At 65.9% G+C, this 26,340-nt stretch carries 25 protein-coding genes and 1 riboswitch; of the genes, 11 read left to right on the top strand and 14 right to left on the bottom strand.

The features are described from left to right. Nucleotide 1: 1 nt before the first annotated feature. From AC1DT7_RS02105 to AC1DT7_RS02085, 5 genes are all read left to right on the top strand, one after another. A complete protein-coding gene (locus tag AC1DT7_RS02105) occupies nucleotides 2-913 on the top strand; it encodes a flagellin N-terminal helical domain-containing protein (RefSeq protein ID WP_478033882.1) in 912 nt (303 codons plus the stop codon). A gap of 104 nt (nucleotides 914-1,017) precedes the next feature. Further along, complete coding sequence (gene motA, locus AC1DT7_RS02100; RefSeq protein WP_301083632.1) at nucleotides 1,018-1,881, top strand: flagellar motor stator protein MotA; 864 nt, start codon at nucleotides 1,018-1,020, stop codon at nucleotides 1,879-1,881. Between the two features lie 3 nt (nucleotides 1,882-1,884). After that, entirely contained in the window at nucleotides 1,885-2,790 is a 906-nt protein-coding gene (locus tag AC1DT7_RS02095) for a flagellar motor protein MotB (protein WP_478033881.1), read from the top strand. Then, nucleotides 2,787-4,187 carry a glycosyltransferase gene (locus AC1DT7_RS02090; protein WP_478033880.1) on the top strand — a complete coding sequence of 467 codons (1,401 nt, stop codon included), beginning with the start codon at nucleotides 2,787-2,789 and terminating at the stop codon, nucleotides 4,185-4,187. Before AC1DT7_RS02095 ends, AC1DT7_RS02090 begins: the two co-directional genes overlap by 4 nt. 5 nt (nucleotides 4,188-4,192) lie before the next feature. Further along, a complete protein-coding gene (locus AC1DT7_RS02085; protein ID WP_478033879.1) occupies nucleotides 4,193-5,332 on the top strand; it encodes a GNAT family N-acetyltransferase in 1,140 nt (379 codons plus the stop codon). On the opposite strand, the gene AC1DT7_RS02080 is transcribed toward AC1DT7_RS02085, so the two are convergent. The 8 genes from AC1DT7_RS02080 to AC1DT7_RS02045 all read right to left on the bottom strand — a co-directional run bounded on the left by AC1DT7_RS02080 (nucleotide 5,232) and on the right by AC1DT7_RS02045 (nucleotide 14,530). After that, entirely contained in the window at nucleotides 5,232-6,947 is a 1,716-nt protein-coding gene (locus AC1DT7_RS02080; RefSeq protein ID WP_478033878.1) for a hypothetical protein, read from the bottom strand. The two genes, AC1DT7_RS02085 and AC1DT7_RS02080, sit on opposite strands and share 101 nt — an antisense overlap. Before the next feature lie 9 nt (nucleotides 6,948-6,956). Further along, nucleotides 6,957-8,714, bottom strand: coding sequence for a hypothetical protein (locus AC1DT7_RS02075; RefSeq protein WP_478033877.1), 1,758 nt, complete (start codon nucleotides 8,712-8,714; stop codon nucleotides 6,957-6,959). Between the two features lie 78 nt (nucleotides 8,715-8,792). Continuing rightward, entirely contained in the window at nucleotides 8,793-10,040 is a 1,248-nt protein-coding gene (locus tag AC1DT7_RS02070) for an argininosuccinate synthase (RefSeq protein ID WP_478033875.1), read from the bottom strand. Between the two features lie 37 nt (nucleotides 10,041-10,077). Next, nucleotides 10,078-11,403: an MATE family efflux transporter gene (locus tag AC1DT7_RS02065; RefSeq protein WP_478033874.1), complete on the bottom strand. Its 1,326-nt coding sequence runs from the start codon at nucleotides 11,401-11,403 to the stop codon at nucleotides 10,078-10,080. A gap of 207 nt (nucleotides 11,404-11,610) precedes the next feature. Further along, nucleotides 11,611-12,846 (bottom strand): class I SAM-dependent methyltransferase, encoded by a 1,236-nt coding sequence (locus tag AC1DT7_RS02060; protein WP_478033873.1) that lies wholly within the window; start codon nucleotides 12,844-12,846, stop codon nucleotides 11,611-11,613. 18 nt (nucleotides 12,847-12,864) lie between these two features. Continuing rightward, complete coding sequence (locus tag AC1DT7_RS02055; protein WP_478033872.1) at nucleotides 12,865-13,626, bottom strand: molybdopterin-dependent oxidoreductase; 762 nt, start codon at nucleotides 13,624-13,626, stop codon at nucleotides 12,865-12,867. After that, the gene (locus AC1DT7_RS02050) at nucleotides 13,623-14,363 is read right to left on the bottom strand and encodes a cytochrome b/b6 domain-containing protein (RefSeq protein WP_478033870.1); all 741 of its coding nucleotides are present in this window, start codon (nucleotides 14,361-14,363) and stop codon (nucleotides 13,623-13,625) included. The genes AC1DT7_RS02055 and AC1DT7_RS02050 overlap by 4 nt, the downstream gene beginning before the upstream one ends. Further along, a complete protein-coding gene (locus AC1DT7_RS02045) occupies nucleotides 14,360-14,530 on the bottom strand; it encodes a hypothetical protein (RefSeq protein WP_478033869.1) in 171 nt (56 codons plus the stop codon). The genes AC1DT7_RS02050 and AC1DT7_RS02045 overlap by 4 nt, the downstream gene beginning before the upstream one ends. On the opposite strand from AC1DT7_RS02045, the gene AC1DT7_RS02040 reads away from it, so the two are divergent. Continuing rightward, a complete protein-coding gene (locus AC1DT7_RS02040) occupies nucleotides 14,520-15,128 on the top strand; it encodes a DUF6445 family protein (RefSeq protein ID WP_478033868.1) in 609 nt (202 codons plus the stop codon). The two genes, AC1DT7_RS02045 and AC1DT7_RS02040, sit on opposite strands and share 11 nt — an antisense overlap. Here the strand turns inward: AC1DT7_RS02040 and AC1DT7_RS02035 are convergent. The 6 genes from AC1DT7_RS02035 to crtY all read right to left on the bottom strand — a co-directional run bounded on the left by AC1DT7_RS02035 (nucleotide 15,119) and on the right by crtY (nucleotide 21,672). After that, nucleotides 15,119-15,877 (bottom strand): sulfite exporter TauE/SafE family protein, encoded by a 759-nt coding sequence (locus AC1DT7_RS02035; RefSeq protein WP_478033866.1) that lies wholly within the window; start codon nucleotides 15,875-15,877, stop codon nucleotides 15,119-15,121. The two genes, AC1DT7_RS02040 and AC1DT7_RS02035, sit on opposite strands and share 10 nt — an antisense overlap. Then, entirely contained in the window at nucleotides 15,870-17,054 is a 1,185-nt protein-coding gene (gene rlmN / locus AC1DT7_RS02030; RefSeq protein ID WP_478033865.1) for a dual-specificity RNA methyltransferase RlmN, read from the bottom strand. Before rlmN ends, AC1DT7_RS02035 begins: the two co-directional genes overlap by 8 nt. A gap of 255 nt (nucleotides 17,055-17,309) precedes the next feature. Continuing rightward, nucleotides 17,310-18,260, bottom strand: a complete 951-nt coding sequence (locus AC1DT7_RS02025; RefSeq protein ID WP_478033864.1) for a phytoene/squalene synthase family protein — start codon at nucleotides 18,258-18,260, stop codon at nucleotides 17,310-17,312. 13 nt (nucleotides 18,261-18,273) lie between these two features. After that, nucleotides 18,274-18,855 (bottom strand): LOG family protein, encoded by a 582-nt coding sequence (locus AC1DT7_RS02020; protein ID WP_478033863.1) that lies wholly within the window; start codon nucleotides 18,853-18,855, stop codon nucleotides 18,274-18,276. A 148-nt stretch (nucleotides 18,856-19,003) separates the two neighbouring features. Next, entirely contained in the window at nucleotides 19,004-20,485 is a 1,482-nt protein-coding gene (locus tag AC1DT7_RS02015) for a phytoene desaturase (RefSeq protein WP_478033862.1), read from the bottom strand. Beyond that, nucleotides 20,482-21,672, bottom strand: coding sequence for a lycopene beta-cyclase CrtY (gene crtY, locus AC1DT7_RS02010; protein WP_478033861.1), 1,191 nt, complete (start codon nucleotides 21,670-21,672; stop codon nucleotides 20,482-20,484). Before crtY ends, AC1DT7_RS02015 begins: the two co-directional genes overlap by 4 nt. Before the next feature lie 106 nt (nucleotides 21,673-21,778). Here crtY and AC1DT7_RS02005 point away from each other — a divergent pair, with 106 nt between their 5' ends. The 5 genes from AC1DT7_RS02005 to AC1DT7_RS01985 all read left to right on the top strand — a co-directional run bounded on the left by AC1DT7_RS02005 (nucleotide 21,779) and on the right by AC1DT7_RS01985 (nucleotide 26,142). After that, nucleotides 21,779-22,597, top strand: a complete 819-nt coding sequence (locus tag AC1DT7_RS02005; RefSeq protein ID WP_478033860.1) for a sterol desaturase family protein — start codon at nucleotides 21,779-21,781, stop codon at nucleotides 22,595-22,597. Next, nucleotides 22,563-22,958, top strand: coding sequence for a DUF2141 domain-containing protein (locus AC1DT7_RS02000; protein WP_478033859.1), 396 nt, complete (start codon nucleotides 22,563-22,565; stop codon nucleotides 22,956-22,958). The genes AC1DT7_RS02005 and AC1DT7_RS02000 overlap by 35 nt, the downstream gene beginning before the upstream one ends. Nucleotides 22,959-23,029: 71 nt before the next feature. Continuing rightward, nucleotides 23,030-23,908, top strand: coding sequence for a MipA/OmpV family protein (locus AC1DT7_RS01995; protein WP_478033858.1), 879 nt, complete (start codon nucleotides 23,030-23,032; stop codon nucleotides 23,906-23,908). A 202-nt stretch (nucleotides 23,909-24,110) separates the two neighbouring features. Beyond that, nucleotides 24,111-25,112: a ferritin-like domain-containing protein gene (locus tag AC1DT7_RS01990; protein ID WP_478033856.1), complete on the top strand. Its 1,002-nt coding sequence runs from the start codon at nucleotides 24,111-24,113 to the stop codon at nucleotides 25,110-25,112. A gap of 34 nt (nucleotides 25,113-25,146) precedes the next feature. After that, the gene (locus AC1DT7_RS01985; protein ID WP_478033855.1) at nucleotides 25,147-26,142 is read left to right on the top strand and encodes a ferritin-like domain-containing protein; all 996 of its coding nucleotides are present in this window, start codon (nucleotides 25,147-25,149) and stop codon (nucleotides 26,140-26,142) included. A gap of 83 nt (nucleotides 26,143-26,225) precedes the next feature. Beyond that, nucleotides 26,226-26,334: riboswitch (TPP riboswitch) on the top strand. The last annotated feature ends 6 nt before the right edge of the window (nucleotides 26,335-26,340 follow it).

Genomic DNA, 26,340 nt, shown 5'->3' with positions numbered 1-26,340 from the left:
CATGCAGATCAGCACCGCACAACTTTACGACCGCTCGGCAAGCATCATGCAGAAGCTCAGCCAGAAGGCCGACAAGCTGCAGATCCAGGTCTCGTCCGAAACGCGTCTGCTCGCGCCGTCGGACGACGTCGTCGCGTATCAGCGGCTCGCTACGCTCAAGCAGGGCAAGGCCGACGACCTCGCCACCAAAGGCAATCTCGGGCTTGCCCAGTCGTTACTCCAGCAGACCGATTCGACTCTGACTTCCGTCGAGAACAGCCTGCAACACGCCGCCGAGCTGGCGCTACAGGCGGGCAACGGCACGCTGACCGATTCCGCCCGTGCCACCATCTCGACTCAGCTCAAGGGCGTGCTCGACGATCTGGTCAAACTCGCCAACACCAAGGACGCGCGTGGCCAGCCTTTGTTCGGCGCGGCAACCGGCGATACCGCCGTTACGGTCGGCGCCAATGGCGCGGTCGGCTTCACCGGCACCGGCACGCCGCCTGCCATCCCGCTCGGCGACGACCAGTCGATCATCGCGACCGACACCGCCGCGCGCGTGTTCGGCGGCGTTCAGACCGCAAACGGCACGACTGACGCCTTTGCCATCATCTCGAAGCTCGCCGCCGCGATCGACGCGGGCAGGAACGTGTCGAGCGCAGCTGCCGAGGCGACCGATGGCATCAACGCTTCCCTGACTCAGGTCGGCTCCGTGCGCGGTTCGGTCGGTGCGCGCGCCGCCCGGCTCGATCTGGTCGCCGACCAGATGACCGACACCGCCGCCAATCGCGAAATCGACCGTTCCGCGCTTGAAGATACCAATGTCACCGAGACGCTCACCGAGCTCCAGAAGACCATGACGATCCTGTCGGCGACCCAGGCGAGCTTCACCAAGCTCAGCCAGCTGTCGCTGTTCGATTATCTGCGATGATCCTGGGCCAGTTAGTAACCGGTTAGCTACGAAGTCCGGTTAACCATGAATGATCGCGGCCGTTGCCAGAGACGGCAGCGACGAAGAAGGGGAATACGAAGTCCATGTTTCCGGTGATCGGTCTCGTCGTCCTGCTCGTCATGATCTTTGGCGGCTTCGCGATCACCGGGGGTGCACTCGGCCCGGTGATGGAAGCGATTCCGCACGAGATGCTGATCATCGGCGGCGCCGCCGCAGGCGCGCTGATCATCGGCAATTCGGGCAAGGAGCTGAAGGCGCTCGGCGGCAGCTTCGCCAAGATCTTCAAGGGCCCGAAATACAAGAAGCAGGATTATCTCGACACGATCTTCCTCGTGTCGAAGCTGATGAAAATGCTGCGCACCGAGGGGCCGATCGCGCTCGAGCCGCATGTCGAGGATCCCAAATCCTCCGCGCTGTTCGCCGAATATCCACGCCTGCTCGCCGACCACACGCTGATCAACCTGATCGCCGACACGCTGCGCCTCGTCGTCGTCTCGTCGGGGACGCTCGACGTGCATGCGGTGGAGGACGTGATGGACAACATGATCAAGACCCATCACCACGAAGTCGAAGGCCCGCACACGACGCTGTCGAGCCTGGCCGACGCCCTGCCCGCACTCGGCATCGTTGCCGCCGTGCTCGGCGTGGTGAAGACCATGGGCTCGATCGACAAGCCGCCCGCGATCCTGGGCGCGATGATCGGTTCGGCGCTGGTCGGCACCTTCATGGGCGTGCTGCTCGCGTACGGCATCGTCAGCCCGCTTGCGAGCCGGCTGAAGCAGGTCATCGACGCCGATGCCGCGATCTATCATGTGGTGAAGCAGATCATCATCGCCTCGCTCCATGGCCATCCGCAGCCGCTGGTGATCGAAGCGGCACGCTCCGGCATCGCGCATTCGAACCAGCCCGGTTTCGCCGAGGTGTTCGACGGCCTGCGTGGAAGATAAGCCATGGCAGCGCGTGCTCCGCACGGCAGCAACCAGCCGCCGAAGATTATTTACAAGAAGATCTATGTCGAAGGGCATGGCGGCCATCATGGCGGCGCCTGGAAGGTCGCCTATGCCGATTTCGTGACGGCGATGATGGCGTTCTTCCTGCTGATGTGGCTGCTCGGCGCGACCAACGAGAAGCAGCGCAAGGCACTGGCCGATTATTTCGCACCCACCCTCGTCCAGATGAAGCAGAACAGCGCCGGCTCCAACGGCATGTTCGGCGGCTCGTCGATCACCGACAAGGATAATTATCCGCACAAGGCGTCGCAGACCGGCACCAGATCGATGACCATCCCGGTCGAGGCGATCGGCGGCGAACAGGTCGGTACCGGGCAGAAGGGCACACTGAAGAACAAGGCAATGCTCGCCGCCGAGGATCGGCAGAATTTCGAGAAGATGCGCCGCCAGGTGAGTTTCGCCATGTCGAAGAACGCGAAACTGTCCAGGCTGGCGTCCCATGTCCGGTTCGTGCGCACCCAGAACGGCCTGCGCGTCGACCTGATCGACGATGCCGATTATTCGATGTTCGGGCTGGGCACGACTCAGCTAGATCCAGAAGCGTCGAAGCTGATCGGACTGATCGCCGAATCGATCAAGGACATGGCCAACCCGATCATGATCCGCGGCCATACCGACAGCCTCGGCTATGGCGACCCGCTGGCGATGAACAACTGGATGCTGTCGAGCGGCCGGGCCGAGGCAACGCGTCGCCGGTTGGCGAATGGCGGCATTCCCGAGGCTCGCTTCAATCGGATCGAGGGCGTCGCCGACCGCGAACCGATGATCGAGAACAGTCCGACCGACCCACGCAACCGCCGCGTGGCGATCACCCTGCTCTACCGCGCGGCCTCGTTCGGCGAATGACCACCGCCGCACCCAGGCCGGTGCGGCTGGCGATCCTGGCGATCCTGGCGGTCCTTTTCCTGTACGGGCTTTTCTCGGCGCCCGGCGTGATCGGACGTTGGGGTTTTTCGATCGCGGGCATCGGCATACTTCTGCTGTGGACCGCCGTGGCGAGCCTGGGGCTGCCGTTGCTGCGCGCGCGGCCGACGCGCCGGCACCTGGCGATGCTCGCTATCGTGGCGGTCGCGCTGCGCCTCGCCTTTGCCCTGCTTTCTATCCATCGCGGATCTGGCGGCGATCCCAATGCCTATCTGCTACTGGCCAAGGGCCTGCTGATCCGCGACGAATACGGCATCTACGATCATTTTTTCGGCGGTTACTGGCGCGCTTTGTTCCCGCCCTTTTATTCCTTCCTGCTGGCGGGATGGGGCTCGCTCGCCGGCTTCTCGACTGCGTCGGTGTTATTGCTCGGCACGGTGATCGATCTCGGCGCGGCGTCGCTGATCCTGCAGCTTGGCCGGCGGCTTGGCAGTCCGGGCGCCGGCCGCGCCGCCGCCTGGCTCTACATCGTCTGGCCCTCCGTGCTGTTCTCGGCCCCCCTCGCCCAGAAAGAAGGGCTTTGCGCGTTCCTCATCCTCGCGCTGGCGCTTGCCTGGCTCAACCGCGGTCACCGTGCCTGGCGCGATGCGATCAAGATCGGCGTGCCGGCGGCCCTGCTTGCCCTCACCCAGCCCGGCCAGGCACCGCTTGCCGCACTGTTCGGTATCTGCCTGATCGGCCAGGCGGGTTTCTGGCCGATCCTGCTGGCCGGCCTGCGCGCCGCTGCCGTCGCGGTGCTGGTGATGCTGCCCTGGTGGATACGCAACTGGCTGATCTTCAGTGTCTTCATGCCGCTGACTAGTGCCGGCGGGGCGAGCCTTTGGATCGGCAACAACCCGGATGCGACCGGCAACTGGCTGGCCCCGCCCGAGCATCTGCGCGGCCTGCCGGAAGTCGTCTACAGCGAGCGCATCAGCGCGATCGCCATCGACTGGATCAAGGCCAATCCGGGCGCCTTTGTCCGACTGACCGTCACCAAGTTTCTCCGCGCCTGCGGCGTCGGCGCGTTCGGCATCAACCGGCTGATGGCGATGCAGCCGCCGATCCCGGCGGCGATGGCGGCGGCGCTGGTGCCGTTCTCGCATCTTGCCCATGTCGCACTGCTCGGCAGCAGCGCGGTGGCAGCGCGGCTGCGGCGCATGCCCGGCACCGGCACCTTGCTGCTGCTGATCGCCGCGTGCTTCGCCCAGCTCATGCTGTTCGGCGTCTGGTTCGAGTTCAGCGAACGCCACCGGGAGTTCGTCACCCCGTTCCTGTTGCTGCTCGTCTGCGGAATGATCGCGCCGCGGTTGGAAAGCACGGAGCCGCGCCCTAGTTAGGGCCGGTGAGCAAATCCGCCGTTACCGCCCGACTCGCCAACGGCGTCTGCTCGATCCGGGCTGAGGACTGGAATGCGTGCTCCGGCACGACGAACCCCTTCGTGACTCACGATTTCCTGTCGATCCTCGAAGAATCGCAAAGCGCCGTCGCCGAGACGGGCTGGCAACCGATCCCGATCGTCATCGATGGGCCCGATGGCAAACCCGCTGCGATCGCGCCGGCCTATGGCAAGAGCCACAGCCAGGGCGAATATGTCTTCGATCACGCCTGGGCCGATGCATGGGTACGGGCCGGCGGACGCTACTATCCGAAGCTGCAGGTCGCGGTGCCCTTCACGCCCGCACCCGGCCCACGCCTGTTGCTGCGCGACGATAGCCTCGCGCCCGCGCTGATCGCCTCGATCGAGGCAGTGACCGACCAGCATCAGCTCTCCTCGGCGCACGCCACCTTCGTCACGGCGGAGCAATTGCCGCTGTTCGAGGCGGCAGGCTGGCTGATCCGCGCCGGCACCCAGTTCCACTGGCATAATCAGGCCTATGCCGGGTTCGACGATTTCCTGGGGGCCCTGGCCAGCCGCAAGCGCAAGGCGATCCGCAAGGAGCGCGCGGGCGCGGTCGAGGGGCTGACCATCCGCCATGTGACCGGCAGCGCCATCACCGAGGCTGATTGGGATGCCTTCTGGGTCTTCTACCAGGACACGGGATCGCGCAAATGGGGCCGGCCCTATCTGACCCGCGCCTTTTTCTCGCTGCTCGGCGAGCGCATGGCCGACAAGGTGCTGCTGATCCTGGCCGAACGGAACGGCCGGCCGATCGCAGGGGCGCTCAACCTGATTGGCGCCGACACGCTGTACGGCCGCTATTGGGGTTGCACGGAGGAAGTGCCCTTCCTCCATTTCGAACTCTGCTATTACCAGGCGATCGACGCCGCGATCGAGCGTGGGCTGAAGACGGTCGAGGCGGGTGCGCAGGGCGAACACAAGCTCGCGCGCGGCTATGTGCCAGAGCCGACCTGGTCGGCCCATTATATCCCCGATGCCGGCTTCAGGAGGGCGATCGAACACTTTCTTGAACAGGAGCGGCAGGCAGTGGCGTCGGACCGGGAATGGCTGGGGGAGATGACGCCGTTCCGCCGGGGCCCCTGAGCCGTTCAAGCGCCTGACGGCGCGCGCGGATTTCCAGTGCGCGAATCTCTTCCGGGAACAGCGGCACCGGTGGCGGCGTGATGCTGTGGTCGATGCGGAACAGCACGCTCGACCCGTCGCGCCAGACCTCGACCAGCCCGACATTATATTTGGGATCATAGGCCGGCGGCTGGATCAGCCACACATAATCGAACGCGTTGCGCGGGAAGCGCGCCAGCGACAGCGAGATGCTCCGCCACCATTCGCCCCGGCAATATTTCGCGGTGACGATCTGCGACGCGTCATGCGCGAAGTTGCGCGCAGGCGCGTAGCGCGTCGTCAGCAACTGCGCGCCGGCCATCGACCATTGGTCGTTGGTATAGGCGAGTCGGCGCACCAGCCCGATCGCGGGCAGATGCTCCAGCCGGGTCATGAACCAGGGCGGGCGGCAGGCCGAACCGACGAAGCTGACGACCTTCGCACCGATCGGCAGATGGTCCAGCGCCTTCAGCTCGCGCTCATAGGCCTGGTCATATTGCCAGAAGCTCACCGTGGTGGCGCCGATGCGGACGAGGAAAAAGGCTAGCCCGAGCAACGCGACCGCGGCCGCATGCCGGATCGGCACGCCCGGGCGCGGCCTGAGCGCGATCACCGCGATGCCGATCACGAAGGGCGCAAGCCGCATATCGGCATAGGCGGATCCGAACACGATCCGCGGCAGGAGGATGAACACCGCCAGCAGGAAGAGCGCCGACAAACCCAGATTGCGGGAATATTGGATCGTCGGATCGCGAAAGCCCCTGAACAGGATCAGGTAGAGGATCGCCGCCGACGCGATGTCGAACAGCTGCCAGCGATCCTTCAGGACCATGGTGAACCACATGGCCTTGGCGCGCCAGTTGAACCAGTCGCTGGTCTCTCCCCCGACATGATGGCCGCTGCGCCAGATCACCATCAGCACCATCGGCAAAGCCAGCGGGACGCAGCCGAGCCCGGCGCGCACCCAGGCGTTGAACCAACGATGGCCGGCATCGTGCTGGCGCACCATCTCGGCCGAGAAGGCGAGCACGCCGAGCACACCCCAGCCGAAGGTGTGGCAGACCCAGAGCGCGCAGGAGAGCGGCACGAACAGGATCGCGCGCAGCCTGAACCTGCCGAGCCGGCCGAGCCTCAGCCACAGGGCGAACAGGTTGAACGCCAGCGCCATCGACAGCGCGAAGTTCACGAAGCCGAAATGGAAAGGATAGCTATAGGCGATCGGCAGCGCGAACAGCGCGGTCGCGGGGATCCGGCCATGTACCTCGCGCGCGATCCACAGGAACCCCGTCACCGTCAGCGCCGGGATGGTCATGACGATCAGCTTCACCGCCATTTCCAGCCCGACGAGCTTGGCGAGCGGGATGATCAGGATATCGATCCCGAGATTGCCGATCAGCTGCCAGCTGAAATTATACCATTCGGCCAGCCAGGGCGCCTGGTGCATGTCGAGTTGGACACGATAGCGCCCGAGATGCCCGGGCAGGTCTACCAGCGGCGGAATTTCGGGCTTGAGCAGCGGAATGATGGCGACAAATGCCGCCAGCGCCACGAACCAGCGCGTCTGCCACCAGTGCAGCCTTTCGATATCCCCCTGCATGGGTGGGCCTTACCGCGATGAACCCCGCGTAAACAAGCCGGGTTCGACACGGTACAGCGCAAGACCGGCAGGAGCGGCCTCGACGGGATCGAGCCAAGCCGGATGCCGTCCGGCACGAAGCTGGTTCACCATTTGCCGCCCACCGGCCGCGTCGTTGCCCAGTTCGCTGAAACTGTCGGGGCAGAGCGCGACATAGCCGAGCTGCCATCGCCGGGCGACCCCAGCCGCATCCTCGGACGTGCCGAGGAAGAAATGATAAACGGCGAGATTGCCGGCATTGTTGCGGTGATAGGGCGCGCCGACCACGTCGAGCCGGGTCGCCGCCAGCGCATAGGCGCCGAGATCGAGCGGCGCGAGCAACCTGCCCGGCGGCAGCTTGGCAAGCGCGGCGAGCGCCTCGGGCGATGTGCAGTTTCCCGTCGACGGCGCGGCGGCGCGCACCGGCTGGCGCGGCGTGAGCGCATCCGCCGCAAGGGGATAGAGCATGCCCGCCGAGGCGAGCCAGGCGGCGGCAAGCCAGGCCGTACCGCGGCGGCGCGCGGCGGCGATCACCGCGGCAAGCGCGGGGGCAGCGAGAATCGCGCCGGCATAAGCACCGCGTAGCTGGAAGCAGGTCACCCCAAGGGCGGCGAGCTGGACGATGAGCAGCGCCCCCCAGCGATAATCCCGCGTCACGTAGAGCCGCCAGGCAGTCGCGACGATGCCGGCCACCATCACCCCGGCATAGCCGATGGCCACACCCAGCGGCGCGGAGAAGAGCGACTGCGCCTCACCGACCTTGCCCAGCCATAGCCGCGCCAGCATCGGATCGACCATGGCATAGGGCCGCAGGCATTGCGGGGCGACCGCGATCACGCCGGCGCCGATCACGCCCGCGACCAGCAGGGCGAGCATCGCGCGCATCGCTGGCCTGATGAAGTCACGCGCGGCGAGCGCCATCAGCATCGGCGCAAAGGCGGCGATGACCGCGCCGCGCCACGCCGTGGCGGTGAAGCCGTCGCAGGCGGGATAGCCCCATTGGCTCGTCTTGAAGAGGATCGATGCGCCGAGCAACCCGGCGCCGAGCGCGATGCCGAACCCCATCATGCGATCGTCGGCCGCATGTCTGGCGAACAGCCACTCGCCCGCCATGGCGAGGCCCGCGGCGGCCAGCAATGGTGCTGTCTCCATGCCGGTCACCAGGCTTGCCGCCGCGGCCAGCCCGGCGGTGAGACCGAGGCCGAGCGCGGGCGGGCTGGTCAGGGTGCGGACCACCAGCAACAGCAGGACGACCTGCAGGCCGTGGTGATCGATACGCCCGGGCAGGAAGATCGTCGTGGCCGGATAGGCGATCGCGGCGACTACCGCGGCGGTGCGCGCGACGGCGCGCCCGCCGATCGCCCGGGCGATCCGCGCAACCTGGAACAGCGCAGCGGCGAACAACAGGGTCGGCCAGGTCAGCACCGCGACGAGCTCGGCCTGATGCGCACCGAGCCATGGCGTCAGCAAGGCGATGATCGCGCCGGGCACCAGATCGGGCAGGCGCGACCAGTGCATCGCCAGGCCGGGCGCTTCGCCAAGCCGATATTGCGAAAGATCGTTGAAGCGCTGCCCCCCCAGCCAGTCGCGAATCTGCTGAAGACGCATGGCATCGTCGGTGTCGGGCAGGCGTAGCGCCGAAAGCTGGTGCCAGTCGCGAAAGGCCCAGGCGGCGGCGAGCACGCAGGCGAGCAGGATCGCCACCAGCGCGTCGCCATAGACCAGCCGTCGTTCGCTGAATGTCCCCATGACGGAGGACTAGCGAAACCGGGTTAAAACCGGGTTAGGGTAAGCGGGAGGACCGACCCGGCCGTTACCCGACTCGGGTCAGTCGCGATCGCGCCGCCCGAGCAGGCGCAGGCGCAGCGCATTGAGCTTGATGAAGCCCGCGGCGTCACGCTGGTCATAGGCGCCCTGATCGTCCTCGAAGGTCACGACCTTCTCCGAATAGAGCGAATTGGACGACTTGCGGCCGACGACATAGACACCGCCCTTGTAGAGCTTCAGCCGCACGGTGCCGGCGACTTTTTCCTGGCTATGGTCGATCGCCGCCTGCAGCATCTCGCGCTCGGGCGAGAACCAGAAGCCGTTATAGACCAGCTCGGCATAGCGCGGCGCCAGCTCGTCCTTCAGATGCGCGGCACCGCGATCGAGCGTGAGTTGCTCGATGCCTCGATGCGCAAGATAATAGATGGTGCCGCCGGGCGTTTCGTACATGCCGCGCGACTTCATGCCGACGAAGCGGTTCTCGACCAGGTCGAGCCGGCCGATCCCGTGCTTACGGCCGAGATCGTTGAGCTTGGCGAGCAGCGTGGCGGGCGACATCGCCTCGCCATTCACCGCGACGCCGTCACCGCGCTCGAAATCGATCGTGATGAATTCGGGCTGGTCGGGCGCGTCCTCGGGATTGACGGTGCGCGAATAGACATAGTCGGGCACCTCCTCCCACGGATCCTCGAGCACTTTGCCCTCGGACGAGGTATGCAGGATGTTCGCGTCGGTCGAAAAGGGCGCTTCGCCCCGCTTGTCCTTCGACACCTGAATCTGGTGCTGCTCGGCGAACTCGATCAGCTTCGTGCGGCTGGTCAGATCCCATTCGCGCCACGGCGCGATCACCTTGATGTCGGGCGCGAGGGCATAATAGCCGAGCTCGAAGCGGACCTGGTCGTTGCCCTTGCCGGTCGCGCCGTGGCTGACCGCGTCGGCGTTGACCAGCTTCGCAATCTCGATCTGGCGCTTGGCGATCAGCGGCCGCGCGATGGAGGTACCGAGCAGGTACAGGCCTTCGTACATCGCGTTGGCGCGCATCATCGGGAAGACGTAATTACCGACGAACTCCTCGCGCAGATCGTCGATGAAGATATGCTCGGGCTTCACGCCCGCAGCTTCCGCCTTGCGGCGGGCCGGCTCGAGCTCCTCGCCCTGTCCGAGATCGGCGGTGAAGGTCACCACCTCGCACTGATAGGTCTGCTGGAGCCATTTCAGGATCACGCTGGTGTCCAGCCCGCCCGAATAGGCGAGGACGACCCTGTTGATACCGGCTTCGCCGGCGGGGCGATTGATCTTGTCGGTCATGAAAGCGGCTCCGGCAGGGACTGAATCGGCCCGCGCTCTAGGGTTCGTTGCCGGGTTCCGCAACCTCGATGGTCCGGATGAGCCCCGGCAGATAGGCGCCGAGCGTCGCCGCGCGATAGAAATAGCTCGCCATGAACGCCCACCAGATGCCGCTCTGGCCGAACGGCCTGAACAGCAGGTCGGTCGCGATATAGAGCACGGTCGCCAGAATCGCGGCGTTACGCAGCGCCTTGCCCCGAGTCGCGCCGATGAAGATGCCGTCGAGCAACCAGGCGGGCACGCCGATCGCCGGGACGACCGCCGCGAAGGGCAGCAGGGCCACCGCCTGGCTTCGTACATCCTGGTTGGTCGCGAAAAAGGCGATCAGAGCCGGCCCCGCTGCGAAAAAGACCAGCGCGAAACCGATGCCCGCCACCACCGAGAATTCGCCGGTCAGCCGGATCGCCCGGACCAGGGCCGGCCGCGAGCGCGCACCGATCGCCTGGCCGACGCGCGACTCGGCGGTGAAGGCGAAGCCGTCGAGCACGAACGCCGCGACGCTGATGAACTGCATCAGCACATAGTTCGCCGCCAGCGCGGTCGCGCCCAACCGGGCGCCGGCATTGGTAAACCACACGAACAGCGACAACAGCGCGATGGTGCGGACCATGATGTCGGCATTGACCGCGAATAGTCGCCCGAGCGCCCCGCCGCCGAACAGGGCAGGCGAGAGAATCCGCCGCCAGTCGATCCCCCGCCCGACGATCGCCAGCCCGACCGCCAGCGAAATCCATTCGGCACAGGCCGTGCCGAGCCCAACGCCCCGCGCGCCCAGATGGAAATGCCACACGAACAGCAGGTCGAGCGCAATGTTGACCAGATTCATCACGATCTGCAGCGCCAGCGCCGCCCGGGTGCGACCAAGCCCGAACAGCCAGCCATTGATCGCGAACACCGCAAGGCTGGCCGGCGCCCCGAGGAAACGCGCGCTGACATAGCCATGCGCCGCCGCGTCGAGCGCTCCACCGCCCGCCATCGTCTTCAGCGCGAGCGGAATCAGCACGATCTGAAGTGCGAACAGCCCAAGGCCCAGGGCGAAACCGGCCACCAGGCCCCGCAGCAGCATTGCCTCCACCTCGCGCGAGTCGCCCGCTCCTTCGGCCTGGGCGGTCATCCCGGTCATGCCCATGCGCAGGAAGCCGAAGGTCCAGAAGATCATGTTGATCACGACGGTGCCGAGCGCGACCCCGGCCAGCGCAGCCGCATCCCCGGTCCGCCCGATGACCGCGGTATCGACCAGCCCGACGAGCGGCACCGTCGTCTGGCCGAGCATGATCGGCCAGGCCTGGGCGAAGATCGCGCGACGGGTCAGCGGTATATTCATGCGCGTCCGGATAGGCAGGCGCGGGACATCGCGCCAGCCTCCCGCCCTCGCGATCTCGCCTCCAGCTTGCCGAAGCGCGATACGCTCTGGCGGGGCAGCGAGCATTCGACAGACAAAGTCACAGGGCTGGCCGTGCTGGAAGAGCTGATTGCCGATCCTGGGCGTGCAAGCCGGAACCAGTCCGGCATGGCGGAATGACGATCGCCCTTACGCCTCGCGCATCGCCTGCTCGGCCTCGATCATGTAGTCGCGGGTGATCGGCACGGTGTGGCGGTTCTTGGCATATTGCAGCTGATAGTTGCACATGCCGCCATAGCGGAACGCGCAGGACGCGCCCGCCAGATAGAATTGCCACATCCGGTAGAAAGGCTCGTCATACAGGGCGACGATCGCGTCGCGCGCCGCCACCGTCCGGTCGTACCAGTGATCGAGCGTGTAGGAATAATGCAGCCGCAGCACCTCGACATCGGTCAGGATGAAGCGAAGCCCCTCATTGGCGCTGACGATCTCCGACAGGGCGGGGTTGTAGCCGCCGGGGAAGATGTATTTCGCGGTCCACTGATCGGTAACCCCCGGGGCGCCCATGCGGCCGATGGTGTGGAGCAGCATCACGCCGTCATCGGTCAGCAGGTCGCGGCACTGCTTGAAGAAGGTGCGGTAATGCGCCGGGCCGACATGCTCGAACATGCCGACCGAGACGATCCGGTCGAACTTGCCCGTCACGTGGCGGTAGTCGATCAGCTCGAACTTCACCTTGTCGGCAACCCCGGCTTCCTCGGCACGGCGGCGGGCGACCTTCAGCTGTTCCTCCGACAGGGTGACGCCGAGCACCTCGGCCCCGGTCTTCTCGTGCAGGTACAGCGCCATGCCGCCCCAGCCGCAGCCGATGTCGAGTACCTTCATGCCCGGCTTCAGCGCCAGCTTCGCCGCGATATGCGCCTTCTTGTCCGACTGGGCCTGTTCCAGGCTGTTGGCCGGATCAGTGAAATAGGCGCAGCTGTACTGGCGATCGGCGTCGAGGAAGAGATCGTAGAGCCGGTCGCTGAGATCGTAATGATGCGCGACATTCTTCTTCGACCGGCGCGCCATGTTGATTCGGTTGATACGGTGCGTGACGGCCGTGATCGCGCGGGCGGCGCGATTGGCGCTGAGCGCGGAGAGCCCATGCTCCCACAGGTCGTTGGCGGTCATCAGCTGGACGAGGCCCATGATGTCCTCGCCATCGACCGCCATCCGGCCCTGCATATAGGCCTCTCCAGCGCCCAGGCTGGGGTTACGGGTGATGAAATTGGCCGCGCCATTGTCGGTGAAACGGATCGTCACGTTCGGGAAGTCCGGATCGGGATCGGGCTTTCCGAACACCCGGACGGTGCCGTTGGCGTGATGGACGGTGAGCTGCCCGCGCTTGACCCGCGCGGCGAGGAATCGATCGATCAGAGCCATATTGGGCGTCCGTAACAATCAGATGCCCGCATACCAATCGTAATCTACATTGTCTTCCCAATAGCCCCCTTTGCCCTTGCCGATTCCGGCGAGCGAGGCGACCGCATCGATGCGCATGACATATTTGGCGTGCTTGTAGCCGAGCTGGCGCTCGACCCTGAGACGGAGCGGCGCGCCGTGCCCTACATCGAGCACCGCATTGTTCATCGCCCAGGCGAGGATGGTCTGGGGATGGAAGGCATCGATCACATCGATCGATTCGTAATAATTCTTGCCCCTGAACAGGTCGGCGCAGGTGAACACGATATAGCGCGCGTCGGAGCGCAGGCCCGCCGCCTTCAGGACGGTCCCGAGCATCGGCCCGTGCCACTTGCCGATCGCACTCCACCCCTCGACGCAATCATGTCGGGTGATCTGGACGCGGGTCGGCATCGACCTGATCTGTGCCAGCGACAGGCTGAGCGGGCGAGTCACCAGTCCGCCGACCTGTAGCCGCCAACCGTCGAAGCGGTCGGCCAGCATCGCGTTATAGTCGGGCGTATTGGGGTTGCGCGTGCCGTTGGTGCGGAAGCGCGGCGACATCTGATCGTCCCTGAATTCGGGCGCGAGCGCGCTCCTGTCCATCAGCGCACGCTGGAGCCCCTCCTGCATCTTCTCGCCCGAGAACAGGATCTTGCGAAAACCCGGGTCGTTCGCGACCTTGTCGCACCCGCTGAGCAGGCCTGCCCCGCCGACCGCCGCGCTGGTGATCAGCGCGCGCCGCGTGATGATCCGGCTCATGCCTCCTCCTCCGGTACGGTCCAGCGCCCGGTGATCATCGACCGCACCTCGTTCCAGGCGCCCGCGATGATGACGAGCGCGAGATGCACGATGGTGAAGCCGGCCAGCGCGCCCGCCACGATGAAATGGATCGACCGCGCCGATTGCCGCCCGCCGAACAGGTCGAGCAGCCACGGCCACGCGGCGTTCATGCCCGGCGACATTGTGAGCCCGGTCAGGATCATCAGCGGGATCAGCCCGAAGATCACCACCACATAGGACAGTTTCTGGAAGATGTTGAACGCGTGCGGATTTTCCGGATCGTGGAAGCGCAGCGCGATATGGTCGCGCAGATCGTGGAGCAGGTTTCGCGGCGTCAGCTCGGCCCTGCGCACCCGCAGGTCGCGCTGGAAATGGCGGTTGATCAGGCTCGCGAGCATGAACAACAACAGGCCGAAGCCAAGCACCAGCGCGAACAGCAGGTGCCAGCGCCGGGCGATGGCGAGATTGTAGCTGGCCGGGATGGTCAGCCAGCCGGGCCATTGCGGCAGGGTCAGCCAGGCATGGTCGTAATTGGCGCCGTAATTGCCCCAGTAGAGATGCGGATGCGCGTTGAAGATCATCAGCCCGCTGCCGAGCAGGATGAAGAACGTCGCCGCGTTGACCCAATGCCACAGCCGGGTCGCGAGCCTGTGCCGGTAGATCACCCGTGCCGGCCTTTCGACCATCGCATCGGCGGTTGCGCTCATCTCGGTCATTGCCGTTGCATATCCTGTCCGGGCGGGTTGTAGAACCGCAATCGCAGCGCGGGGACCATGCCGGAATGCCTGACCAGCATTTCTACGAACCGACCCATGGCCATGACCATTTCCCGGCGGCGGCAAATCTGCCATGCTTGGGCGATGCTGCCGTCATTGATCGTCATCGATGATTTCCTGCGCGATCCGCTGACGTTCCGGGCGCAGGCACTTGCGCTCGATTACGACCCGGCGTTCAAAAAAGGCAATTATCCCGGGCTGCTCTCCACCCGGCCGCTGCCGATCACTGGCCTCGACGATGCTGTTTCGTCCCGAACCGGCGTTCGGTTACAACCGGCCGCCGGCACGACCCACCAGCATTGCCGCCTGACGCTGAAAGGCGACAAGGGCGCGAGCGGCGTCCATATCGACCCCTGCTTCTATTCGGGCATCCTCTATCTCTCGCTGCCCGAGCATTGTCGCGGCGGCACCGAGTTCTTCAGCCACCGCCCGACCGGCCTGGAACGCGTGCCGCAAACCGAGGCAGCGCTGTTCGCGACGGGCTATAGCGACATCAACCGGCTGATCGAGGAAGTGGTCAACCAGGACACGCTGAAGCCGGCGCGCTGGGAAAAGACCATGACCGTGCCGATGCGCTTCAACCGGCTGATCCTGTTCAGCCCGTGGATGTTCCACAATTCGGGCGCTGCGTTCGGCGACCGGCCGGAGAATGGCCGGCTGGTGCATCTGATGTTCTTTGCGGCCGCGCCCGCGGCTCAGGCGTAGGCACGCCAGAAGAACACTGCGGTCGTCACTGCGGTGACCAGCAGGGTCCAGATCCGGATCGCGAGCGGCGGCAGGACCCGACCGAGCCGCGCGCCGAAATAGCCGCCGACGACCGCGCCGATCAGCATGGGGATGCAGAAGATCCAGCGCACCATGCCCGCGATCACGAAGATCAACGTCGCCGCCGCATTGGCGGTCGCGACCAACACGGTGCGCGGCGCGGCCATCTGGTGCGGCTGCTGATGGGCGAGCAGACCGAAGGCCGCCGTCATCATCAGCCCGGCGCCACCGCCGAAATAGCCGCAATAGATGCCGAGCAGGATCTGGGTGATCACCAGCGTCTTCGGGCCGATCGTGACCCGTTCGTGCAGTGCCGCCGAGGCGCGCTTGCCGAAGGCGAGGACGATCGTGGCGAGCAGCAGCAGCCAGGGCACGACGATGTCGAACAGCCGCGCCGGAGTCGCCACCAGCAACAGGCTGCCGGCGAGCCCGCTGGCGAAGGTGATCGCGGCAAGCACCCGGATGCTGAACCCGGCCAGCGGCGCAAGATCGCGGCGATAGGCCCAGGCGCTCGCGGCCAGGCCGGGCTGCAACGCGACATTGCTGGTCGCATTGGCGACGGGCGAGGGCAGGCCGAGCGCGATCAGCGTCGGCATGGTCGCGAAGGTGCCGCCACCGGCAAGGGCGTTCATCGCACCGCCGAGCGCCCCCGCGCCCGCCGCGAAAGCCACCCCGGAAAGATCAGCCAAGCGCCGCCAGCTTTTCCTCGGCCTGGCGGTCCAGCTCGGCGCGGCTCTTCTTTTCGGACGCAGTCTTGAGCTGGCCGCAGGCGGCGTCGATGTCGCGGCCGCGCGGGGTGCGGACGGGCGCCGAGATGCCGGCCTCGAAGATGATCGACGAGAAGCTGCGGATCCGCTCCGGCGTCGAGCAGTCATAGGGCGCGCCGGGCCAGGGGTTGAACGGGATCAGGTTCACCTTGGCGGGCAGGCGATAGTGGCGGATCAGGCGGACCAGCTCATGCGCATCCGCGTCGCTGTCGTTCTTGTCCTTGAGCATCACATATTCGAAGGTGATGCGCCGGGCATTGTTCGCGCCGGGATAATCGGCGCACGCCTGGAGCAGTTCCTCGATGCCGTATTTGCGGTTGATCGGGACGATCTCGTCGCGGACTTCCTTGGTGACGGCATGGAGCGACACGGCGAGGTTCACGCCGATCTCCGCCCCCGCGCGCGCCATCATCGGCACCACGCCCGAGGTCGAGAGGGTGATGCGGCGCTTCGACAAGGCAAGCCCGTCGCCGTCCATCACCAGCTTCAGCGCATCGCGGACGGCATCGAAATTATACAGCGGCTCGCCCATGCCCATCATCACGATATTGGTGAGCATCCGGCCCTCGGGCTGGCTCGGCCATTCGCCCAGGCCGTCGCGCGCCAGCATGACCTGGCCGACGATCTCACCGGCGGTCAGGTTGCGCACCAGGCGCATCGTGCCGGTGTGGCAGAAGCGGCAGTTGAGCGTGCAGCCCACCTGACTCGACACGCAGAGCGTTCCCCGGTCGGCATCGGGGATGAACACCATCTCATAATCCTGCCCGTCGGGCGAGCGCAGCAGCCATTTGCGCGTCCCATCGGTCGACACCTGCGCCTCGACCACCTCGGGACGACCGATCACGAAGCGCTCGGCGAACCAGGGATGCTGGGTCTTGGAGATGTCGGTCATCGCGGTGAACTCGGTCACGCCGCGATTATACATCCAGTGCCAGAGCTGCTTGGCGCGCAGCTTCGCCTGTTTCGGCTCCATACCCGCCTCTTCGAGCGCAGCGCGGATTCCCTCTCTGGGCAGGCCGATCAGATCGACTTTGCCATCCTCGCGCAGGGTCGGCGCGCGCGGGACGGGCACGGGATCGATGTGCCCCGGGATGGGCATGGAAAAATTCGGGGTATCAAGCATGGCTGCGCACATAGGCCAGTTACGCGCATTTTTCCAGCGGGCGGGATTCGGGCACTGCAGCGGCACGCGGGATCATGGTCCGGCGAGCGATAGCCCGTCAGTGATCGCGATTGAATCGAGCAGCCGCTGCGATGGCTGCGATGCTAAAAATGTCATGAGGGTTGCTGACACTTTCGCCCATCATCGTACAACTTGCCGTACAATGATGGGCGGGGATTGCGCGGGAAAAGGTTAGCGCGGTCTCGTCCACAAATCCGGGTCGCGGGGCACTGGCGAATAGAGCGTCTCGCGCCCGATCGCGTCCCTTGCCGCGCGCAAGATCATGGCGATCTTGGCGCCCGCCGATGTGGTGACCCGGTGGTCCCAGGCATGTTCGCCGCGTTCCGCAACCGCGCGTCCGATCGCGCCATAGATGCCCGCCGCCGCCAGAACCGCCCAGGCCGATCGCAGGGGAAGGGCGGGTGTTCCGGCCCGCGCGCTCGCCTCGAACGCCGCTGCCCGCGCCGCCAGCCGCTTCGCCAGCACCGCGAGCCGTGGGCGGAAGGGCGGCTTCATGTGCTGGCCGGGCGGAATGTCCATCTCGACCAGCCAGTCCACCGGCAGATAGCAGCGCCCGACCCGGTCATCCTCCTCGATATCGCGCGCGATATTGGCGAGCTGGAACGCCATGCCGAGATCGCAGGCCCGGTCGAGCGTCGCGTCGTCGTCGGGCGATACGCCCATCGCGACCGCCATCATGCAGCCGACCGCACCCGCGACATGATAGCAATATCTGTAGAGGTCGTCCTCGCTGCGCGGCCGCCATTCCTCCGCATCGAGCGCAAAGCCGGCGATCAGGTCGCGCGCGAACCGCGCCGGCATGCGGGTCTCGGCCGCGACGATGCGCAACGCATCGAAGGCGGGGTCGCCGATCCACTCGCCTGCCAGCGCCGCCTCGGTCATCGCCGAGACCCGGGCGAGCCGCGCCGGCGCATCGTCGACGATCGTCATGCCATGGCCATGGTCCTGGCCGTCGGCGATGTCGTCGCATTTCCGGCACCAGGCATAGAGCAGCCAGGCCCGTTCGCGGGTCTTCTTGTCGAACAACCGGCTCGCCGCCGCGAAGCTCTTCGATCCGCGCGCGATCGATTCAGCCGCCGTCGCGACGATCGCGTCGCGGGTGGGGAGAGGCGGGTCGATCATGCCGAAGACGGGCTCACAGATCCTTGGCGCGCATCTTGGTGATCGTCTCGATCGGCACATGCGCCGCCATCTTCGCCAGCAGGCCGTCGAGCGTGTCGTCGACGGTCAGCACGCCCTGATGCTGCGGTCGCAGGAAACCGACCTCGCCCATCCTGGCGTAGAAGGCGATCAGATGGTCATAATAGCCGGCGACGTTGAGCAGCCCGACCGGCTTGGCATGATAGCCGATCTGCGCCCAGCTAAGCGCTTCCCACAATTCGTCCATCGTGCCGGTGCCGCCGGGCAGGTTGATGAAGCCGTCGGACAGGTCGGTGAAGGCCTGTTTGCGCTGATGCATCGTGTCGACGACATGAAGCTCGGTCAGCCCGCGATGCGCGACCTCGGCACTGACCAGCGCGGTCGGGATGATCCCGATCACCTCGCCGCCAGCTTGGAGCGCCCCGTCGGCGACGGCGCCCATCAGCCCGAGCCGGCCGCCGCCATAGACGACGCCGATCCCGCGTTCCGCCAGGGTGCGCCCGACCGCGCGGGCGGAATCGATATAGACCGGGTCACTCGGGCTTGCCGACCCGCAATAGACGGCAAGGCGTTTCATAGTTTCTCCACGGAACGGCGAGGGGGACCATCCGAAGGATGGTGGAGGGGGGGACCCGCAAACGCTGTGCTTGGGGATATCCCCCTCCACCATTCGCTGAAGAAACGAATGGTCCCCCTCCCCGTGCCGGGGAGGACACGCATCGTCATCATCGAGGTCCTTCCAACATCAACGCCGCCGTAGCCTTGGCGCTCCCCACAACCCCCGGAATCCCGGCGCCCGGGTGCGTGCCCGCCCCAACGAAATACAGGTTCGGGATATCGTCGTCGCGATTGTGTACCCGGAACCAGGCGCTCTGGGTCAGGATCGGCTCCAGGCTGAAGGCGCTGCCGAGATGCGCGTTCAGGTCCACTGCGAAGTCGCTCGGCGCATAATGGAATTTGGTGACGATCCGCTCATGGATGTCCGGGATCAGCCGTCGCCCGATCTCGTCGAGGATGCGCTTCTCCAGGATCGGCCCGATCTCCGCCCAATCGACCGGGAACTTGCCGAGATGCGGCACCGGCGCCAGTGCGTAGAAGGTCGAATGCCCCTCCGGCGCCAGGCTCGGATCGGTCACGGTCGGGTGGTGCAGATAGAGCGAGAAATCCTCGGGCAGCACGCCGCTCTCGTACAGGTCGGTGAGCAGTCCTTTGTAGCGCGGGCCGAACAGGATCATGTGGTGCGGGATGCCCGGCCAGGTGCCCTTGATCCCGAAATGCACGACGAACAGCGAGGGGGAGTAGCGCTTGCGTTCCAGCTTGGTCTTGGTCCGCTGCGCGCTGCGGGACGTCTTCAGCAGGTCGCGGTAGATGTGCATGACGTCGCCGTTGCACGCGACCATATCGGCCTTGCCCTCCCAGCCCGACGCGGTGACCACGCCGGTCGCCTTGTCGCCGAGCGTCTCGATGCTCGTCACCGGATCGTTAAGGCGCAGCACGCCGCCCAGCCGCTCGAAATGCGTGACCATGCCGGCGATCAGCCTGTTGGTGCCGCCCTTGGCGAACCATACGCCGCCATCGCGCTCCAGCTTGTGGATCAGCGCGTAGATCGCGCTGGTCGTCATCGGGTTGCCGCCGACGAGCAGCGTATGGAAACTCAGCGCCTGGCGAAGATGCTCGTCCTTCACGAAGCTCGACACGATCGAATAGACCGATCGCCACGCCTGATATTTCGCCAGCGCCGGTGCCGCCTTGATCATCGACGCGAAGTCGAGGAACGCGACATGGCCGAGCTTCTCATATCCCTCGTGGAACACGCCCGCAGAATATTCGAGGAACTTGCGGTATCCGGCGACGTCCTCCGGATTCAGTTTGGCGATCTCCGCCATCAGGATCGTGTCGTCGTTGGTATAGTCGAAGCTGGTCCCGTCGGGCCAGTTGAGCCGGTAGAAGGGCAGCACCGGCTCCAGGGTCACGTCGTCGGCCATGCTACGCCCGGTCAGCGCCCATAATTCCTGCAGGCAGGGCGGATCGGTGATGACCGTCGGCCCGGCATCGAAGGTGAACCCGTCCTTCTCCCAGACATAGGCGCGGCCGCCGGGCTTGTCGCGCGCCTCGACGATGGTCGTGTCCACGCCCGCCGATTGCAGCCTGATGCCCAGCGCCAGCCCGCCGAACCCAGCGCCTATGATGATCGCGCTGCGGTTCATGTCGTGCTCCGGTGGAGGGTCGGGCGGATGGAGGCGCCGGTAATGGCTTCCAGCGCGCGGCCCACAGCTACGGGTGGTTTGCCCATCAGGACGCGGGCCTTGTCGGATAGGGTCGAACGTCCAGCATAGAAACGGCCTATAAGACGGGGATCGAGCCGGTAGAAGCGTTCGAGGATTCGATAACGTTCCGCCGGCTCGGCTGCCTTGAACAGCATCTTGTCGAGCATGCGGTAGAAACCGCGCTTGCGCCATGTCGATCGCGCCAGGCCATAGGTCAGGTCGTGCAGCGCCTTGCCCGACAGGTCGCTCGCCCGGGCGATCAGCGATGCGGTACGCACCGCGTCGGGCAGGGAATAGCCGGTGGTCGGGTGAAACAGCCCGGCCCGCATGCCCGCCTTGGCGACCTTGTTGCCCCCGCTGCGCCAATATTCCTCGAAATCGCCGCCCATCGCGACCGGCAGCACGCCCGTTTCCTCGCGCACCAGCCCATCGACCTGCCAGCCGCGCGCACCGACATAGGCGTCGATCCGCCCGGCCAGCGTCGCCTGGTCGAGCGCGGGCGAGTCGCTGTAATAGGTATCCTCGACGAACATCCGGGTCGCGGCGAAGGGCAGGCAATAGACGAAACGATATCCGTCGATCTGCTCGACCGTGGCGTCCATCACCATCGGATGCGCCGCACCATGCGGCTCGTCGAGGCTGAACTCCCGCCCCAGGAATTTCTGCCAGCCAAGCTCGAGCAGGTCGAGATCGCCCGCCCCCCGCGCATCGATCACGCCCCGTGCCTGGAGCCGGTCGCCATCGGCCAGCACCACCGCGGTCGGGCTCGCACCGAGCACCTTGCGGCCGGTCATCAGGGCGCCTTCGGGCAGGGCGGCGCGCACCACCGTGTCGAGCCGTTCGGATTCGATCGAATAATAGGCGGCGTCCAGCGTCCGCCGATGGCCCGGAAAGGCGATGTCATAGTGTTTCCAGCCATGGCCGATCAGCGGTGCGACGATCCACCGGTCGCCCTCTTCGACGTCGCTGGCAAAAAATGACCAGACATGGTTGCCGCCGACCCGGTCCGATCCCTCGACCAGCCTGACGTCGAGCCCGGGGTGCTTCCTCTTCAGCGCCAGCGTCACCAGCCCGCCGGCCAGCCCGGCGCCGACGATCGCGATATCGCAGGAGAGAGGGGCCGGCATGGGGTTTGCCTAGCCGAATAGCCCCATCATGCAAATCGCGCACTTGGCCCTCAGGCACGGCCAGGACAGTGGTCTAGCCGGCCCATCACCGTGTAAGGGGGTGGGGATGACCGTCACGATCGCCATTCTTCTCTCCGCCGTCGCGATGACGGCGATCGTCGGCGTGCGCTACCTGATCGTCAGCGGGCTGTTCGCCGCCGCCACCCGCGCGAAGCATCCCGGCCTCTATGCCGGGCTCGACCCGCAGATCAGGCGCGAGATCTGGTGGAGCCTCGCGTCCGCGGCGATCTATGGCGCGCCCGCGGGGATCATCGCCTGGGGCTGGCAGAATCGTGGCTGGACGCGAATCTACGGCGACATCCATGCCTTTCCGCTCTGGTACCTGCCGGTCTCGGTGCTGCTCTATCTGATCGCGCACGATAGCTGGTTCTACTGGACCCATCGCTGGATGCATCTGCCCCGGCCGTTCCGCATCGCCCATGCGGTCCACCATGCCAGCCGCCCGCCCACCGCCTGGGCGGCGATGGCGTTCCACCCGATCGAGGCGATCAGCGGGGCTGTTGCCATTCCGCTACTGGTCTTCGTGATTCCGATCCATCCCTATGCGCTTGGAGTGGTGCTGACCGTCATGACGGTTATGGGGGTAACCAACCATATGGGGTGGGAGGTTTTTCCTGCGTTCATGTGGCGGGGGCCAATGGGGGCTTGGCTCATCACCGCGAGCCATCATCAGCGCCACCATGAGCATTATGGGGGAAATTATGGGCTCTATTTCCGATTCTGGGACCGGCTCTGCGGTACCGATCGCGGTATCGGCGATTTCGCCCGGGAGCATGAACGGGCGCGTCGCAAGGCGGCTGGGCGGCCGGCTGGGGCTCGGACTCGTCGCGATGGCGCTGCTGCCGGGGGCGATGCCGGTCGCTGATCTGTCGCTCGACGTGGCGAAGCTTCGCTCGACGCGCGGCATGATTCGCGTCTGCCTGACGGCGGATCCGAAGAATTTCCCCAAATGCACCGACGACAGGCATGCCGTTACCCGGTCAGTCCCCGCGACCCACAACGAGATCGCTTTCGACGGCCTGCCGCGCGGCGATTATGCCATCGCGGTGATCCATGACGAGAATGGCAACGGCAAGCTCGATACGTTCGCCGGAATCCCGAAAGAGGGCTTCGGCTTCTCGCGCAACCCGGTCATCACCTTCGGTCCGCCCAGCTTCAAGGCGGCCCGTTTCACCGTGTCGGGTGATGCCGATGCGCAACAGGTGAAGATGCTTTACCTGCTCTAGGCTCGCCGCGGCGGACCCAAAGCGACACAGGCGGCGTTTGCGCCGCAAGACTTGTTCCCTGGAGTATGCCTGTGACCGCACAAAACCGTATCGCCCTGCTCGTGGCTTCCCTGCTCTGCTTCACCGCGACATCCGCCTTTGCTCAGGAGATACCGGCGGTATCGGCGCAGGGCCCGGCGCAAGGGGACGCGCCCGATTCCGATCGCAACAGCTTCACCATCGGCGGCGGTGCTGCCTTCATGCCGAGCTATGAGGGCTCGAACGACTATATCGTCGCCCCCGCCGTCGCGGCGCGCGGCAAGGTTGCCGGCTTCGCCTTCTCGACCCGCGCCACCCAGCTCTATGTCGATCTCATCCCGAACCCCTCGGGCCCGTCCTTCGATTTCCAGCTCGGCCCGATCGTCGGCCTCAACTTCAACCGCACCGGCCGGGTGACCGATCCGCAGGTCAAGGCGCTCGGCAATCGCAAGATCGCGCTCGAGGCCGGCGGCTATGTCGGCATCGCCAAGACCGGCGTCATCACCAGCGACTATGACAGTCTCGCGCTCAAGGTCGCCTATGTCCATGATGTCGGCACGGTCTACCGCAGCTATGTGATCACCCCGTCGATCGAATATACCACCCCGCTCAGCCGCAAGGCGTTCGTCGGCCTGTCGGTCTCGGCCGACTATGCCGGCACCGGCTATTCGCGGGCTTATTTCGATGTCGATGCGGCGGGATCGCTGCGCAGCGGCCTGCCGGTGTTCAGCGGCCGCAAGGGGTGGAAGGACATCAGCGTCGGCACCGTCCTCGGCCATTCGCTCACCGGCGATCTGACCCACGGCCTCGGCATCTATGCGATGGGCTCCTACACCCGTCTCCAGGGCGATTTCGCCGACAGCCCGGTGGTCAGCATCGCCGGCAGCCGCAATCAATGGCTCGGCGCGATCGGGCTCGGCTATACGTTCTGACGGTCGCGTTCCGGCCGGTTTTGCGACGGGCGGAACCGCGTCGGGCCGGCGCGGCCGTTAACGGTTGTTGATGTCTCCCCCGCACATCGGCTACCCGGAGACCGAAACCGGTCGGAATCGACATATCCGGTCATGCAAATGACGGGAAACGGTGGCTGAATCCGTCCTGTCGTACGGGACACCATCTCAAGGAGAGGTCGCTTTGACCGAAGACCAGCAGCTGATCGAGGGTGGCGACTCGTCCCTCCAGCCGGAAACCACCCCCGCCAGCCTGCGGAACGAGCGCCGCGAATTCTTCAGGGCAGCGCTCGGTGCGGCCGCCGCGACTGCGGCTGGCGCAGGCGCGCTGTCGATCGCGACATCGGCCTCGGCGGCGACCATCGTCGACAACGACATGGGCAATTTCCTGCTCCAGCTCGAATATCTCGTCGCTCAATATTACAGCTTCGCCACCTCCGGCGCCGGCCTCCCCGCAGCGCAGCTCACCGGGGTAGGCACCGCCGGCGCCGCGACCGGCGCGCGCCAGGTGACCTTCTCCGATCCGCTGGTCGGCCAGTTTGCGCGCGAAGCGGCGCAGGACATGGCATCGCACGTCGCCTACCTGCGCTCCACGCTCGGCAGCGACGGCGCGACGGCGCAACCGGCGATCGATCTCGGCGTCACAGCGACCAGCGCCTTTTCGCGGCTCGCGGCTGCCGCGGGCGTCGTATCGTCGGGCGGCACGTTCGACGTCTATGCCAGCGACGAGAATTTCCTGCTCGGCGCCTTCATCATCCAGGACGTCGTCGTCACCGGCTATGCCGGCGCGATCGCCTCGATCGCCGACAGGACCTTTGCCGGCCAGGTCCTCGGCCTGCTGTCGTCTCACGCGCAGCACACCGCGCTGGTCCGCTCGCAGCTTTACGCAAAGGGTGTCGCCATCCCGGCGCTGCGCACCAATGCCGACAAGATCTCCGACACCCGCGACTCGCTCGACGGTGTCGGCTCGGCGCCGTCGAACGATCTCGATCATGGCATCTCGCCTACCATGGTCGGCAGCAACATCGTGTCGCACGTCGTGCCCACCAATCCGGAAGGCCTCGTGCTCGGCCGTTCGACCGGCCAGGTGCTCAACGTCCTCTATCTGAACAGCGCTCAGGTAACCTCGGGCGGCTTCTATACCGCCGGCGTCAACGGCGCGGTGAAGCAAAGCACCGCGAACTGATCGCGACCCTACTCCCCCAAGGGAAGATTTCACGATGATCGATACCGATACCCCGATCCTGGCACCCGACGCGCAAGACGGCCGTCCCGGCCAGCGCCGCCGTTTCCTTCAGCTCGCCGGCACCGCCACGATCGCCTTTGGCCTCTCGGCCTGCGGCGGCAGCGGCGACGGCGGTGGGTCGCCCACCCCGACGCCAAGTGGCACGCCCACACCGTCCCCCACCTCGACCTCGACGGTCGCGCTGGACGTGGATACCCTCAACTTCGCGCTCCAGCTGCAATATCTCTCGGCGCAATATTTCGCGCTGGGCACGACGGGCAGCGGCATCGCCGCCGCGTTGCTGACGGGCACCGGTACCCAGGGCACGGTCACGGGTGGCGCGCAGATCACCTTCGCCGATGCGATCTTCGGCCAATATGCACGGGAGATCGCGGCGAACGAGCTCGCGCTGGTCGGCCTGCTTCGCTCGGCGGTCGGCTCAGCCGCTATCGCCTCGCAGCCGGCGATCGACCTGTCCAGCGCGGTCACCGGCGGCTTTACCCGCCTCGCGCGTGCCGGGGGCTATATCGGTCCGGCCGATACCTTCGACGCTTTCGCCAGCGAACAGAATTTCCTGCTCGGCGCGTTCATCCTGCAGGACGTCATGGTCAGCGCCTATATCGGCCTCGCCCCGGCGCTCCAAAACCTGGTGTACATCAACGCGGCGGCCAACATCCTGGCGACCAAGTCGTTCAACGCCGCGCTGATCCGCCAGCAGCTCTATAATCGCGGCGCGGCACTTCGCACGGCGACCGACCAGTTCAGCGCCGCACGCGATGCGCTCGACGGCGCAAGCGACATCGATCAGGGCGTCAGCGGCAACGCGACCGTCTCGAACGTCGTTGCGAGCAACGTCGACGGCATCGTCTTCGGCCGCACCCCGGCACAGGTGCTCAACGTGCTCTACACCAACCATGCGGCGGTGACGGGCGGCGGCTTCTACCCGAACGGCGTGACCAGCACCTATTTCAAGGTGAGCGGCGCGAACTGAGCCCTTCGGTTTACGATAATCGAAAAGGCCGTGCGACCCTGGGTCGCGCGGCCTTTTCTTTATGGTCCGACGCGCCTAGACCGGCTCATCCCCGGGGGGGCGCTAATGCGCGCCTGAGAGGGGGGCTGCAGCCCCCGACCCGCCGAACCTGATCCGGTTGAGACCGGCGGAGGGAGGGAGCGGTCTTCATCCGAAAAC

Source organism: Sphingomonas sp. P3_C6, from assembly GCF_056402595.1.
Note: the sequence above shows the minus strand (reverse complement) of the source record. Positions and strands in the feature narration are given on the sequence as shown.

What these genes read in the sequence shown, in the direction of transcription:
- AC1DT7_RS02105 (WP_478033882.1), top strand. Translation starts at nt 2, where the DNA reads ATGCAGATCAGCACCGCACAACTTTACGACCGCTCGGCAAGCATCATG.
- motA (WP_301083632.1), top strand. Translation starts at nt 1,018, where the DNA reads ATGTTTCCGGTGATCGGTCTCGTCGTCCTGCTCGTCATGATCTTTGGC.
- AC1DT7_RS02095 (WP_478033881.1), top strand. Translation starts at nt 1,885, where the DNA reads ATGGCAGCGCGTGCTCCGCACGGCAGCAACCAGCCGCCGAAGATTATT.
- AC1DT7_RS02090 (WP_478033880.1), top strand. Translation starts at nt 2,787, where the DNA reads ATGACCACCGCCGCACCCAGGCCGGTGCGGCTGGCGATCCTGGCGATC.
- AC1DT7_RS02080 (WP_478033878.1), bottom strand. Translation starts at nt 6,947, where the DNA reads ATGCAGGGGGATATCGAAAGGCTGCACTGGTGGCAGACGCGCTGGTTC.
- AC1DT7_RS02075 (WP_478033877.1), bottom strand. Translation starts at nt 8,714, where the DNA reads ATGGGGACATTCAGCGAACGACGGCTGGTCTATGGCGACGCGCTGGTG.
- AC1DT7_RS02070 (WP_478033875.1), bottom strand. Translation starts at nt 10,040, where the DNA reads ATGACCGACAAGATCAATCGCCCCGCCGGCGAAGCCGGTATCAACAGG.
- AC1DT7_RS02065 (WP_478033874.1), bottom strand. Translation starts at nt 11,403, where the DNA reads ATGAATATACCGCTGACCCGTCGCGCGATCTTCGCCCAGGCCTGGCCG.
- AC1DT7_RS02060 (WP_478033873.1), bottom strand. Translation starts at nt 12,846, where the DNA reads ATGGCTCTGATCGATCGATTCCTCGCCGCGCGGGTCAAGCGCGGGCAG.
- AC1DT7_RS02055 (WP_478033872.1), bottom strand. Translation starts at nt 13,626, where the DNA reads ATGAGCCGGATCATCACGCGGCGCGCGCTGATCACCAGCGCGGCGGTC.
- AC1DT7_RS02050 (WP_478033870.1), bottom strand. Translation starts at nt 14,363, where the DNA reads ATGACCGAGATGAGCGCAACCGCCGATGCGATGGTCGAAAGGCCGGCA.
- AC1DT7_RS02045 (WP_478033869.1), bottom strand. Translation starts at nt 14,530, where the DNA reads ATGACGATCAATGACGGCAGCATCGCCCAAGCATGGCAGATTTGCCGC.
- rlmN (WP_478033865.1), bottom strand. Translation starts at nt 17,054, where the DNA reads ATGCCCATCCCGGGGCACATCGATCCCGTGCCCGTCCCGCGCGCGCCG.
- AC1DT7_RS02025 (WP_478033864.1), bottom strand. Translation starts at nt 18,260, where the DNA reads ATGATCGACCCGCCTCTCCCCACCCGCGACGCGATCGTCGCGACGGCG.
- AC1DT7_RS02020 (WP_478033863.1), bottom strand. Translation starts at nt 18,855, where the DNA reads ATGAAACGCCTTGCCGTCTATTGCGGGTCGGCAAGCCCGAGTGACCCG.
- AC1DT7_RS02015 (WP_478033862.1), bottom strand. Translation starts at nt 20,485, where the DNA reads ATGAACCGCAGCGCGATCATCATAGGCGCTGGGTTCGGCGGGCTGGCG.
- crtY (WP_478033861.1), bottom strand. Translation starts at nt 21,672, where the DNA reads ATGCCGGCCCCTCTCTCCTGCGATATCGCGATCGTCGGCGCCGGGCTG.
- AC1DT7_RS02005 (WP_478033860.1), top strand. Translation starts at nt 21,779, where the DNA reads ATGACCGTCACGATCGCCATTCTTCTCTCCGCCGTCGCGATGACGGCG.
- AC1DT7_RS02000 (WP_478033859.1), top strand. Translation starts at nt 22,563, where the DNA reads ATGGCGCTGCTGCCGGGGGCGATGCCGGTCGCTGATCTGTCGCTCGAC.
- AC1DT7_RS01985 (WP_478033855.1), top strand. Translation starts at nt 25,147, where the DNA reads ATGATCGATACCGATACCCCGATCCTGGCACCCGACGCGCAAGACGGC.